Source organism: Paraburkholderia sp. Ac-20340, assembly GCF_017104965.1.
GTDB lineage: Bacteria > Pseudomonadota > Gammaproteobacteria > Burkholderiales > Burkholderiaceae > Paraburkholderia.
On record NZ_JAAGPR010000026.1, the window covers coordinates 66097 to 79142 of the forward strand.

General features: G+C 62.7%; 11 protein-coding genes. 2 read left to right on the forward strand and 9 right to left on the reverse strand.

From position 1 onward, the window contains the following. The first annotated feature begins 534 nt into the window (after nucleotides 1-534). Nucleotides 535-1632 carry an aromatic ring-hydroxylating dioxygenase subunit alpha gene (locus tag G3N59_RS26695; protein WP_205985815.1) on the forward strand — a complete coding sequence of 366 codons (1098 nt, stop codon included), beginning with the start codon at nucleotides 535-537 and terminating at the stop codon, nucleotides 1630-1632. A 6-nt stretch (nucleotides 1633-1638) separates the two neighbouring features. On the opposite strand, the gene G3N59_RS26700 is transcribed toward G3N59_RS26695, so the two are convergent. The 7 genes from G3N59_RS26700 to G3N59_RS26730 form a co-directional block, all read right to left on the reverse strand. After that, entirely contained in the window at nucleotides 1639-2061 is a 423-nt protein-coding gene (locus tag G3N59_RS26700) for a DUF1801 domain-containing protein (protein WP_205985816.1), read from the reverse strand. A gap of 38 nt (nucleotides 2062-2099) precedes the next feature. Further along, a complete protein-coding gene (locus tag G3N59_RS26705; RefSeq protein ID WP_205985817.1) occupies nucleotides 2100-2690 on the reverse strand; it encodes a hypothetical protein in 591 nt (196 codons plus the stop codon). A gap of 88 nt (nucleotides 2691-2778) precedes the next feature. Next, nucleotides 2779-3141 (reverse strand): copper resistance CopC family protein, encoded by a 363-nt coding sequence (locus G3N59_RS26710; protein ID WP_205985818.1) that lies wholly within the window; start codon nucleotides 3139-3141, stop codon nucleotides 2779-2781. A gap of 40 nt (nucleotides 3142-3181) precedes the next feature. Next, entirely contained in the window at nucleotides 3182-4063 is an 882-nt protein-coding gene (locus G3N59_RS26715; protein WP_205985819.1) for a hypothetical protein, read from the reverse strand. Between the two features lie 102 nt (nucleotides 4064-4165). After that, nucleotides 4166-4579: a DUF2946 domain-containing protein gene (locus G3N59_RS26720; protein ID WP_205985820.1), complete on the reverse strand. Its 414-nt coding sequence runs from the start codon at nucleotides 4577-4579 to the stop codon at nucleotides 4166-4168. A gap of 60 nt (nucleotides 4580-4639) precedes the next feature. Further along, nucleotides 4640-7837, reverse strand: a complete 3198-nt coding sequence (locus tag G3N59_RS26725) for an EAL domain-containing protein (protein ID WP_205985821.1) — start codon at nucleotides 7835-7837, stop codon at nucleotides 4640-4642. Nucleotides 7838-8089: 252 nt separating this feature from the next. Next, the gene (locus tag G3N59_RS26730) at nucleotides 8090-9913 is read right to left on the reverse strand and encodes an alkaline phosphatase D family protein (protein ID WP_205985822.1); all 1824 of its coding nucleotides are present in this window, start codon (nucleotides 9911-9913) and stop codon (nucleotides 8090-8092) included. 369 nt (nucleotides 9914-10282) lie between these two features. On the opposite strand from G3N59_RS26730, the gene G3N59_RS26735 reads away from it, so the two are divergent. After that, complete coding sequence (locus G3N59_RS26735; RefSeq protein WP_205985823.1) at nucleotides 10283-11395, forward strand: ParB/Srx family N-terminal domain-containing protein; 1113 nt, start codon at nucleotides 10283-10285, stop codon at nucleotides 11393-11395. A gap of 3 nt (nucleotides 11396-11398) precedes the next feature. Here the strand turns inward: G3N59_RS26735 and speB are convergent, their stop codons facing one another. Both speB and G3N59_RS26745 read right to left on the reverse strand, forming a co-directional pair. Continuing rightward, nucleotides 11399-12343, reverse strand: a complete 945-nt coding sequence (gene speB / locus G3N59_RS26740) for an agmatinase (RefSeq protein WP_205985824.1) — start codon at nucleotides 12341-12343, stop codon at nucleotides 11399-11401. A 9-nt stretch (nucleotides 12344-12352) separates the two neighbouring features. Then, nucleotides 12353-13027 (reverse strand): cupin domain-containing protein, encoded by a 675-nt coding sequence (locus G3N59_RS26745; protein WP_346777938.1) that lies wholly within the window; start codon nucleotides 13025-13027, stop codon nucleotides 12353-12355. Nucleotides 13028-13046: the final 19 nt, after the last annotated feature.

Below are 13046 nucleotides of genomic sequence, written 5' to 3' on the forward strand. Positions count from 1 at the left end.
GCTGCCCACAACGAAAATCAAGAGGCGCTTGAGGGGTTGAGCGTACGCTCTATGCACGCAGCATCATCTTGAAAATATGCGTGATAGATGGATAAAAACGTCATGTGACCGCCACGAAGAACGAGGCATTTTTTGAATCGATAAAAATAATCTGGAATCCGAAGTATTTGGATGCGAAGGCATCGACATGAGCCGTCATCGATTGAGTCTTGCGAAGGTTCGTCCACGTGCCGCTCGTCGACCGAAAAAGTCTGCCGATTCGTCCCGGCGTCGGTTACGGGTATCTACCAAGCTGCGAACCCGGCGAAGCCGCCGGGCAACGCGCTACGATAGCTCTCGCGACACGAACAAAACGCCCCGCGGCGGCTGGCATCATGCGCGGGCACTTATATTGCTACTCAGAAAGATTTGCGGTGCCCAGAACCGTCAGCGAAGGCCATGGCATTCCCGTACCATGGCAAGGATGCGCGGTGGCCCAAAAGGCCTGCGCGCTCATCGGCGGCTGGTGCCCGGTTCTGCAAGGAGACATCACGCATGCGTGCAATGCCTTATCTAGACGGCTCCACAAGCGAAGCCCCGGTGCGCGATCTTCGCCGCGTACCCATTCACCCCGATCATTGGTATCCGCTCGCCTGGTCGCGCGAACTCAAGGCGGGCAAGACGCTGGGCGTGCATTTCGCGGGCGATCCGATCGTGCTGTATCGCACCGCGTCCGGCAAGGTGTTCGCGCTGGAAGACCGCTGCGCGCACCGCCAGGTGCCGCTGCACAAGGGCGTGGTCGATGGCGAGTCGCTGCGCTGCGGCTACCACGGCTGGACCTACGACTGCTCGGGTCAGTGCGTGGATGTGCCGTATCTCGGCCGCGAGCGCCTGCCCAACGGCGTGCGCGCCTACCCGTGCGAGGAAGCGCACGGCATGATCTTCGTGTTTCCCGGCGACGCCACGCTGGCCGCCGAACGGCCGGTTCCGGCGTTGGCCTCGGCGGAAGACAAGGCCTACAAGACGCGCCGCTTCGGCCGCGAAGTCAAGTGTCACTACTCGTTCATGCACGAGAACCTGATGGACATGAACCATCAGTTCCTGCATCGCCGCCAGATGGGCCAGATGCGCGCGCGCTCGCTGGGCCGCCGGCGCGGCGAAGGCTGGATCGAGGTGGACTACACCTTCTCGCGCATGGAGGGCAAGCAGCCTGCGGGCGAGGCGCTGGTGTTCGGCGGCAGCAAGAAGCGCTCGGACCCGGCCGATCAGAGCGTGATGACCATCCGCACCGAATACCCGTTCCAGACGCTGCAGATCCATTCGAGCGACGGCACGCGCGTGATGGATCTGTGGATCAACTATGTGCCGCTGGACGCGGAGCAGCGCACCAACCGCACCTTCGGCATGCTGTCGATCCGCCGGCCTTCGGTGCCGTTCATGCTCGATATTGCGTGGCCGGTGCTGGTGTGGTTCACCGAGCGCATCTTCGCGGAAGATCGCACCATCGTCGAGCTCGAACAGGCCGCGCACGACAAGCAGGGCGCCGACTGGAACCACGAAGTCTTTCCCGTCATCAACGAGTTGCGCGAGCTGCTGCGCACCTGCGGCGCGCGCGAAGTCATTCCGATCCGCGAAGTACCTAACCTGGTCTGATGCGGTTCAGGCGTCCGCTTTCCGTGCAGTTTTAGCGGCGGGCGCCTTCTTTGCCTGCTTTTCCGCTTTCCTGAGCTGGTTGAATTCGATGGCCGCGCGGATCAGCGCCTTGAGCGCCCGCGCGTTCACCTTGTCGCCCTCGAAGAAGTCGATCGCCCGCCGCGCGTTGCCTTCCAGTCCCGCGTTGAAAAGACCGTCCGGGTCGGGCAGACTCGCGCCGTACTGGAAGGTCAGCTTGACCTTGCCCTTATGCGCATTCGCCACGGCGATGATGCCGTCGCATTCCCAGACCGGGCTGCCCATCCACTTCCATTCCTCGACGATAGCCTTGTCAGCCGCGAGGATGGTCTTGCGAACGTTGGCAAACGTTTCTGCGCGCCAGTCGGGAATGCCGGCGATCAGGGCGTCGATCTGTTCGGAAGGCGTCATGGTGTCTCCTCGCGTGTAAAAACTACAAGGCCAGCGGCTTAGCGAATCGCGCGCGCCGCGGCCCACATATCCCGTGTGCCGATGCTCGCGTGCCACGCCTCGAATTGCGTGCGCCATTGCTCGAACGGCTCGGTGAGCGGATGGCGCGGATCGCCGCTCAGCGAATACGCCATTCCTTCGATCAGCCATTTCGGCCGCGTGGCGACCGCGAGATTGCCGAGCACTTCGGCCTGGCGGTAATGAATCAGTTCGTGCGCGAGATAGAAAGACTTCCAGCCGCGCGGCGCGACGATCACGCCGAAGTCGCCCACGGTCTGCGCGGCCTGTGCGCCCAGACCGAAGGCGTGCGCGCAGGCCGGCGTCGAGCAGAACACGACGCGGGGCGCATCGCGAAACGGCCCGACGGCGTCGCGCGCTTTTGCATAGCCGTCGTGATAGAGCGCGCGGGCGGCGTCGAATTTCGCGGCATCGTCGGTGCAGAGCGTGTCCTTGATGCAGATGACGCCGGGCACCAGCGTCGGCACGACAACGCGCAGCGGTTTGACCAGCGCGAAGGCCGTGACCGGCGCGGCAACGAGCACGGCGGTCACAGCAACGAGGGTGATGCACAACAGACGCTTGACAGTCATGGCGAGCAGCGGCGAGTCCACGGTGCGGGCAAGCTTAGCATTGCCGCGCTGAAAGACTGCGTGCGCCGCTCAGTGCACCTTCGGCACCTTAATGCACGGTGAAGCTGTAGTGTCCGGTCGTGCGATGGCCGTCCGCCGCCACGGCAATCCACGTCACCGTGTACAGGCCCGCGCTCAGCGCGTTGAGCGGTACGGACATGCGCTTCTTGTTCGAGGCATCGACAGCGGCCTTATCGTGGATCACCGACTTGCCCTTCGAATCGGCGACTTCGATCGAGCTGAAGGCGGGTTCGAGCGCATCGTCGAAGTCGATCGTCACGGTGTTCAGCGCGGTCGTGACGGTGGCGCCGGCGCCCGGTTCCTGATGCGTCGGATAGGCATGCGCCCAGGCGAGTTGCGCGGCGCCCAGTGCGAGTGCGGCGGCGGCGAGTCGGAATGCAGCGAATTTCATTTTGAGTGCTCCAGAAAGCGGTGAAAGCGGATGAGCGGGGTTATTGGAACAATGGCTTGCCGATGGAATTCGGCGCCACGTCGTCGAAGAAAATATGCGTCTGCACGAGGATGCCCACGTGCGAGCCGCTGGCGCGATTGAGCGGAATCTGCGCCTCGATGCCGAGCTGGCCGTAACGGTTGATCCAGATAACGCCCGGATTGATCGTGCCGGTCGTCTGCCCCTGGCTGCGCGAAAGCGGCACTTCCACCAGCGGGATCAGGTTCGAGAGCGGTTGCGGCAGGCCCAGATCGTGTACGTGCTGCTGCAGATACGGCAGGCTGTACTGGAACGTGAAACCGTAGTTGAAGGCATTGGGCTGGCCCGCGCCGGTGGTGAACGACGGCCCGAGTTCGCCGGTGATGGCAACCGGGCGCAGCCACGCGAGCGAATCGGGCAGATCGCCCATGCCCTTGCCCGCGTAGAGCGTGGGCGAAATGGTCGAGAAGTTATCGCCGATCGCGCGGCTGCCGGTGCCGCCCAGATCGGCATCCACGCCCACCGAGGTCATGAACTCGTGCGCGTCGTTCACATACAGCAGGTACTTCAGGCCGACGCCGAAGTTGTCGAAGCCGCGCGCGGTGGGGTTGTTCTGCATCACGTAGCCGCCGCTCACGGAGAGCGCGAGGCGCGGCGTCAGCAGCTTGTCGTATTCGAAATCGAATGAGTTGATGCTCTGGTCGCCCGAGTCGCCGGGCACGCGCACATGGCCGAACTGCAGATCGGCTTCGTCGCCGACGCCGGGATCGTCCACGGCCATCGTCGCCGGAAAGACGCGGTCGCCCGCAATGGCGTGGGCGTGGGCTACGCGCGGCGCGAAGGCGAGCGAGCAGAACAGCGCGCAGGCAAGCGTTGCGGCCGTGCGCGGGAAATGGTCAGACATGATGGTCCTGGTAGCGTAAAGCTGTACGCGTGCCAGGCGGCGCGCGTACAAACGCACGGCGACGCGCCAAAGCGCATCGCCGCGAAGGCGGGCACGATCAGGTCAGACCAGGGGCGGGGCGCGTGCGAGCGCGAAGGTCAGCGGTTCGACGCGCGCGAGGCGCTCGAAGCGTGCCGCGACGCGCGCATGAACGAGGCGCGTGGCGAGCGCAAGCGTGACGGGCACGCCGGGCACCACGGGCAGATGGGCGAGCAGGTTGCAGTAGCCGCAGTCCTGCAGATCGCCATTGGGGGTGTAGTCGTGGTGACTTGAAGCGCCGGTGGTGTGTTTGGCGCTTTGCATGTGCCGCATCGACGGCATGTCGCAATGCGCGGACATCGACATCGTCATGGTCATCGGCGGGCCGGACGATGCAGCGGATGTCGCGAGCAGATGCGAGATCACCGGGGCGAGCGTCGTCATGAGGATCGCAAGCGTCCCCAATAGACTGACCAGCCTGAGATGAATCCGGCTCACGGCGATAAGGCAAAAACTGCGCTAAAGAAGCGGGGATTATGCCATGCCGGGCATCCGGCCTCAGACCGCCTCGCCCACCCACGCCGTCGCCCGCGTCTGCAACCACGGCGCGAGCGCCTCGTGCCGCAAGGGCCGCGCATAGAAAAACCCTTGCAGTTCATCGCAGCCAATGCGCCTTAGCGCATCGGCTTCATGCGCCTGTTCGACGCCTTCGGCCACCACGCGCAAGCCCAGTTCGTGCCCAAGCTCGACAATCGCGCGAATCACCGCGAGATCGGCGCTTGCTTCCAGCCGGCCGTTCACGAACGCGCGATCGATCTTCAGACGATCGAGCGGAAACCGGTGCAGATAACTCAAGCTCGAATAGCCCGTGCCGAAGTCATCGAGCGAAAGCTTCACGCCCAAAGCGCGAATCTCGTTGACCACGCCCAGATAGCGATCGACGCTTTCCATCAGCACGGTTTCGGTGATTTCGAGTTCGAGGCTGCCTGCTTCCACGCCATGCGCCGCGAGACTGTCGCGCAGACGGTTCACGAGTTGCGCATCGTCGCGCAGCTGCACGACGGAAAGATTGATCGAGATGCGAATCTCGGGCAGGCCCTCCGCGCGCCACCGCGCAATCTGCCGGCAGGCTTCGTCGATCACCCACGCGCCGATCGGCACGATCAGGCGCGTTTCCTCCGCTATCGGAATGAAGTCCGCCGGCGACACGAGCCCGAGATGCGGATGCTGCCAGCGCAACAGCGCTTCCACGCTCGTCAATTCGCCCGTGCCCGCATGCACGCAGGGCTGATAGGCGAGCCATAGCTCGTCGTGCTCGATCGCCGTGCGCAGATGCGTTTCCAGTTCCAGCCGATGGCGCGTGCTCTCCGCCATTTCGCGCGAAAAGAATTTGACCAGATTGCGTCCGCCCGATTTCGCGCGATACATGGCGGCATCGGCGTTCTGCATCAGCGTTTCGATATCCTCGCCATCGTCGGGATACATGGCGATGCCGATACTGCACGCCACCTGCAAGGTCATGCCGCCGATCGTGTGCGGCTCGCGCATCAGCGGCAGCAAGCGTTCTTCGATCAGATGCGCCACGTCGCTCGCTTCGCCCGCGCCGCCCAGCAGCACGGTGAATTCGTCGCCGCCGAGCCGGCTGACCGTGTCGCCCGCCCGCACCGATTGCAGCAGCCGCTGCGAGACCGAGCGCAGCAGGCCGTCGCCGGCATGATGGCCGAACGTATCGTTGATGTCCTTGAAGCGATCGAGATCGATAAAGAGCACGGCCACGCGACCGCATGTGAGCCGCGCCTGATCGATCGCGCTGCCCAGTCGCCGCGTGAAGAGTTCGCGATTGGGCAATTCCGTGAGCACATCGTGCTCGGCGAGAAACTGGATGCGCGCTTCGCTCTTCTTGCGATCGGTAATGTCGATCAGCGTGCAGATGTAGTGCGAAACGCTGCCGCGTTTATCGCGCACGGCGCTGATCATGAGCCACGCGGGATAGTCGCCGCCCGCGCGCCGCCGAACCACGGCTTCGCCATTCCAGACGCTGGCGATATCGACCAGCGCAGTCAGTTGCGCCATCAACGGTTCGCCGTTATTGCTGGCGACAATGAATTGCGGCAGCTTGCCGCCGATATTGCCGGCGCGATAGCCCGTCGCGCGATAGAACGATGCGTTCGCGGTCAGCAGGCGGCGTTCGTTGTCGAGAATCAGTATGGCTTCGGAGGATGCTTCGAACACTTTGGCCCATAGTTCGAGGCGCTGTTCCATCAGCTTGATCTGGTTGATCGGCGTGAATGCGGTGAGCACCGCATCGCGGCCCTGGAAGGTGAGGCGGCGCGCGGAGAGCATCGCCCAGGTGGGCTCGTCGCTGGCCATCCAGCGCACTTCGAATTCGTCGATGGCGCCGCGATCGGATAGCTGCTGGAAAAAGCGCGCCCGCACGGCGGAATCGAGCCCGAAGGCCCACGGGTCCGACGTACAGCCGTTGAGCCAGTAAAGCGCCGGATGATTGGCGTGCAGCACTTCGTGGCCGGGCACGGCGGTGACCATCATCGGCACAGGCGTGGCTTCCACCAGCGCGTGCTGCGCTTCGGATGCGCGCGCCGTGGCGGCGAGTTCCTTCTGCACGTCGCGCTCGTGATCGAGTTGCGCGAGCATGTCGTTGAAGCCGGTGACAAGCTGGCCGATCTCGTCCTGGCTATGCCACGATGCGCGCTGGCGATGGTCGCCGGTGCGCCGCACGGTGTCCATCACGCGCGCGAGATGGCGCAGCGGCCGCGAAATCTGCTGCGCCACCAGATACACCATCGAAAGAATGCCGCACAGCAGGAACAGGGCCGTGCCCAGATGCAGCCACATGCGCGAGAACAGGCCGCTTACGCGCGCGTGCAGCAAGGTGTCGAGTTCCGCGCCGGTCGCGCGCCACGCATCGCCCACGCGCGCAACGAGCGCCTGCTGGGCCGCATCCGCCGCGGCGCGCGAGGCGTCGTCGGCGCCGCCGTGCGCGACCGCCGTGCGTGCCGCGTCGCGGTAGGTTTCGATTGCGCCCAGCAATTGCGCAATCGGCGCGGCGAGCGCGAGCTTGACCTCTTCGTTGGCCGCGCCCGCTTCGGCGAAGTCGGAACGCAGCCCTTGCGCGACGGCGTCGAGCTGACCTTCGAGCACGAGATAGCGCGTGCTCAATTCGCGCTGCTTTTGCGCATCGCCCGCGCCTTCATGCAGGCGATGGCCGATACCGTCAACCGCGTCGAGCAATGCCGGATAACGCAGGATCGACAACGACATCGAGTAATAGCTGTCGAGGTCGGGGTCCAGAATGAGATTCGACTGATTGCCCACGCGCGTGATCAGATCGCGGCAGGCGGCCAGCGCATCGCGCACGGCATCGGATTCGGCGGCGCGTGGCGCATGGTCGAGCGCATCCAGCGCGTTACGCAGGCGCGCGTTCAGTTCGCTGCTCTGCATATTGGCGCCGTATTGCTGCTCGGCGTTCGTGAGTGCGGTGCGCGTCTGCGCGATGTGCTGCGTGTCGAATTGCCCGCCGGCGCCGCGCGCGGCGACGTCGACGAGCGTGTCACGCACCGTCGCCAGATAGGCATTGCCGACGATCTCCTTCTGCGAGAAGTCGATCGATATATATTTTTCGTGGATCAGGATGCTGCTGATATAAACGACCGCACTCAGGTCGAGCAGATAAATCAGCAGCAGCTTTCGGCCCACGCGCAAGCGCCCGAGCAGTCGGATAAACGGATTGTGCTTCATCACATGCGCCAGGAAGACACCGAGGTTTACGCCGCATTTTGAACTGGAATTCGACGCGATCAATATCAGCGCACGCATTTCATGCGCGCTTGATCATTGCGTAACGGCAACGCAGGGTGTGGGCTTTAGCGTGATGACATCAATTCACTGTAGTGGGTGACAGATTCTTCGGCGTGGTGCGTGATTGCACTATTGTGGCGCGATCGATTGGGTGCGGGCGAAACGATCTCCGTTTCGCCCGCGTCATCGACATTACGAAGAAAGTACCGTCGTCTGGATCGTATGCGTGCCCGATGCAACGGAAAGGCGCGTGCGCTTGAGCACCGGATCGGTGGGCGCGCTGCCATCGCTATTGAGCGGCTTGACCTTGGTGTAGACAACCGAGAACGCATCCTTCGTCACGGTCGCCGATGCGTAGCCTTGTGCATCGTGATCGGCATAGGCGAGATCGGGATTGAAGGCCTGCAAGACGGCGTCGAACGTGGTCGAATTGGTCACGCCCAGAAGCGGCAGCAGCGCTGCATACGAGGTGCCTTCGGTCTGCTGCACGATGTAATCGTAGAACGACGAACTGCTGATACCCGCCGATACGAAATCGACCAGCACCGGCGTGCCGGTCGACGGGTCCGGCACATCGCGTACGACGCCGCACTGGAAGGCGTGCAGATCGCCCGTGATCGCCACCACATTCGACACATTCGCCGATTTCAGATAGCCGAGCACATCGGCCTTGTGCGTGGGATAACCGTCCCACGAATCGCAGTTCATGATGTAGGTATAAGCGGCCGAAGAGGGCACGCCCGATACCGTCGTCAGGTCGATCCACAGGCGGTTGAGCATCACCTCGTTGCCCCACACTTTCCACGTGGCGGTCGAGCCGCTCATCTTCTGCTTGAACCACTGCGTTTGCGTCGTGCCAAGGATCGACGGCGCGCGGCCGAGCGTGGCGGTGTCCAGCGCTTCGGCGGCCGTCAGTGCATTTTGCGTCACGAAATAGCGCACGCCGACCGAACTCGTGCTGCTCGCATCGGGCAGATTGAGCGCGCTCGCCGCCGCGCCGCCAATCTGTTCGCTCATCACGTGCTGGTCGCGGAACAGGCGCTCGTCGGTCATGACGAGATCCATCAGGCCGCCATAACTGAAGCTACGGTAAATGCTGATGTTGGTATACGCAGGATTCGATTCGTCAAACTGCACGTCGCTCCAGTCGATCGGCATGTACTCGGCCCACGCCTGGCTCGCGTTGCGGCGGCGCGCGGTCTGTTGGGCGTTGGCGTCCGTATAGGTCTGGTGATCCTGCCAGCAGTCGTCGGAGAATTCGTGGTCGTCCCAGATCGGAATGATCGCAAAGAGTTGATGCAGCGTTTGCAGGCGCGAATCCGAACGATAGGTGCGATAGAGCGTGCGGTAGTCGTTCAGGCTGTTCGCATAGGTGCCGCTGCCAGAAGGCAAGGTCACGCCGTCGGGCAGAGTGATCTGCGTATGCGCCGGTTCGGCCGAGCCGGACTGGAACGATGCGCCCACGGTTTCGTAGATGTAATCGCCCAGATGCACGACGAAGTCGAGATCGGTTTCGGCGCTAATCAGCGACATGGCCTGCCAGTGATTGACGCTCCAGTCCTGGCAGGTGAACCACGCGAAGCGCACCTGTGAAACGCTTGCGCCCGCCGCAGGCGCGGTTTTCGCCTTGCCGCTCACGCTCATATCGGCGCCCGCAACGAAGCGGTAGTAATACGTCGATGCCGCGCTCAGACCGGTTACTTTCGCGCGTACCGTGTAGTCGAAATCGGCCAGCGCCTGCAGCGAAACATTGGCAACGAGCGCGGAAAAATCAGCGCTACTCGACACCTGCAATTGCACGGCGACCGGCGAGGTCGATGTGCCCGCAACGGTCGTGGCGCGCGTCCAGAACACGATGCTGTCGCTGCGCGGATCGCCGCTCGCCACGCCTTGCGCGAATTGATAGGTGCCTTTGACCGGCCCGGCGAGATCGTCGCTGCCGCAGGCAGTGAGTGTGCCAGTCGCGGCGGCAATGGTGAAAAATGCAGAGGAGCGTAGGAAGTGGCGGCGGTTCATTGTGTGGTTTCCCGTTTTTTTGGCCGGCCGACTTTACGGATTGAGTTTGACGCTAAAGTGACTCGCTTCTCTCCATGCAAAGAGAAATGACGGTTTTTAAAGTCATTCTGACTTATTGGTTTTTCACGAATCGTCCTTGTAAATGAAGGCTTTTCAAGCGCTTATTCTCACGCTCGTGCGCTCGCGAAAGAGAGAATCGAAGTAATGCTCTAGAGAACGATTCAGGCGGTTTCAGGCAGGAAGCAATAGACGCGCGTGTGGAGCCGAGCGCGAACAATCGTTGCGCGAGCATCGAATCTTTCACATCACTTTCATCTTTGCCCGGCACACTACAAAAAAATTACGATACTTTCATACACCGGGTTTTACATGACGACCATCTCCAGCAGGCTCGCGCTGGCGGCTTCGCTGCTTTCGCTCGTTGCCTTGAGCGCATGCGGCGGCGACCCCGCATCCACCGAAAAGACCGCGACATCGGACGCGGCCACGTCGTCCAGCGCCGCATCGGACACCACTGCTGCATCGGCCGGGGACGCCGCGAGCGCGCCCGGAACGTGGCAGGCCGCGACGGCGGGCCAGGTGCTCGACGTCACGCTTGGCGATCTGCATCCCACGCAAGCTGCGCTCGGCTACGACCAGATCTATTACAAGCTCGGCCGCTACGAAGCCGACATGACCAAGGAGTTCGACGACTTCTGCGCCGACGAAGGCCTGACGGGACTCGCAAGCAGCAGCACGACCTCGACGCTGACCGATGCCACCTCGTACACCTGCACGGTCACCGATACGACGCAGCGCGATACCTCGGTGCTCAATCCGGTCGTGATCGGCCCGAATGGCGACACGCTCTATCTGACCGATGGCCACCACGGTTCGTCCACGTATTACGAAGTCGCCAATGGCGGCCCGACCGTGCACGTACATGTTGTGGTCAAAGACAATCTCAGCGCGTATTCGGGCAGCACTTTCTGGGCGGAAATGCAAAACCGCGGCTATACGCGCCTGAAAGACGCCAATGGCGTGGCCATTACCGCCGATCAATTGCCCACGGCGCTGGGTTTGACGCACGGCATGCAGAACGATGTGTACCGCTCGCTCGTGTATTTCACGCGTGATGTGGGCTATAGCAAGCCGACGCCTTCGACCGATTTCCTCGAATTCTATTGGGCCGACTGGCTGCGCACGACGTTCCCGCTCACCGGCTACACGCTGACGAAAGCGGGCACGACCGACCCGGACCCGGCAACGGCCGATACCGGTTATCTGAATGCCGTGTGGAATGCCTCGACGATGATGGTGGCTTCGACCGATGGCGAGATTTCCGGCCTGACCGGCGCGCAACTCGGCCGGCTCGCGCAGATCAACTCGGGCAAGGCCTATACCAAGGGCACGTTTGGCGATCTGTCGAAGGCTATTACCGCTTCGAAGCCAGGCAAGATTGCGTACGCGCTCGACTACAAGACGCGCCACGGCATTCAGTAATTGTCAGCGCAGATCGAAACGCTTTGCGAACAGGCAGAGCATTTCGTACATCAGGGTTGCGGCGACCAGTGCCGTATTGCCGCTCGGATCATAGGGCGGCGATACTTCCACGACGTCGCCGCCGATCCAGTTCAAACCGTCGAGCCCGCGCAACAGCGCCTGCGTTTCGCGCGTGGTCAGTCCGCCAATTTCCGGCGTGCCGGTGCCAGGCGTGAATACGGGATCGAGCCCGTCCACGTCGAGTGACAGATAAACCGGGCCGTCGCCCACCACGCGGCGCGCTTCTTCGGCAATGGCAGCGGCGCCGCGCGCATCGAACTCTTCGATAAACACCACGCGCATACCGCTTTCGATCGAATAACGCCAGCCTTCATCGGAATTCTGCGCGCCGCGAATACCGATCTGGATGGTGCGCTTCGGATCGAGCAGGCCCGCTTCCACTGCGCGTCTGAACGGCGCGCCATGCGTGAATTTGGAGCCTTTGAAACTATCCCAGGTATCGGTGTGAGCGTCGATATGCACGAGCGCAATCGGTTCTTTCGGCGCCAGCGCCTGAAAGATCGGATAGGTAATCGAATGATCTCCGCCCGCGCTCAAGGCGATTTTTCCCGCCGCAAAAATCGGCTCGAAAAAGCGCCGGATATCGTCGTGCGCGCGTTCGAGATGATAGAGATCCGTGAAAGGCACATCGCCGATATCGCCAATCCGGCAGACGTCGAAGGGATTGAAACGCGTGACATGATGCGTCGAGCGCGTAAGCGTCGACATATTGCGAATCTCGCGCGGGCCAAAGCGTGCGCCGGGCCGCGCGGTCACGCCGCCGTCGAACGGCACGCCGGCCAGCACGATGTCGAGCGCGTTCAGATCGGTGCAAAACGGCACGCGCATGAAAGTCGGAATGCCGCTGAAACGCGGCAATTGCATCTGTGTGACGTCGGTGCCTGACACGTTGAATTCCTAGAATGTGGGCGGCGTATTGACCCAGAAAATACGCGTGACGACCTTGCCCGGATTGCGATAGCTATGCGGCACGTTACTGGGGAAATAGAACGAATCGCCGGCTTGCAGGAGATGGCGCTCCTGGTCGAGCGTGAGTTCCAGTTCGCCTTCGATCACATAGCCGAGTTCTTCGCCCAGGTGCGAAATCTGTTCGTCGCTGCTGGAATGCGGCTCGATCACATGAATATCGCCTTGCAGCAACTGGCCGGGCGCGGGCACGACCACGCGTTCGAGCCTGATCGAACCGCGCTTGCCCGCTGTGGGAAAGCTCACCGATGGCCGCTCGTTCGCGCGCTGGATCGCCGAGACATTGACGTCCGGCCCCGAGACCAGCGCGGCGATATTGGTCGATAGCGCGAGCGCGAGCCGGTGCAGCGTGGCCAGTGACGGCGTCGCGCGGCCGCTTTCGACCTTGGACAGCAGGCTTTCCGAGCAGCCCGCCTGTTCGGCGAGCGCCTTCAGCGTCAACTGATGCACCATGCGCGCGTGCTTCAGGCGCACGCCAAGCGAGTCGGCCGGTGTGGCCGGCGTGGCGGGCGTACCCGCTGCGCCGGGCGCGGCTGCGGCGGCATGGCCGGAAGGGGCGCGGACTTTGCCGCTACCCGTGGATGAGGACGTTTTTCTGGTTGCCACCGTAGCACTATCGATTGAG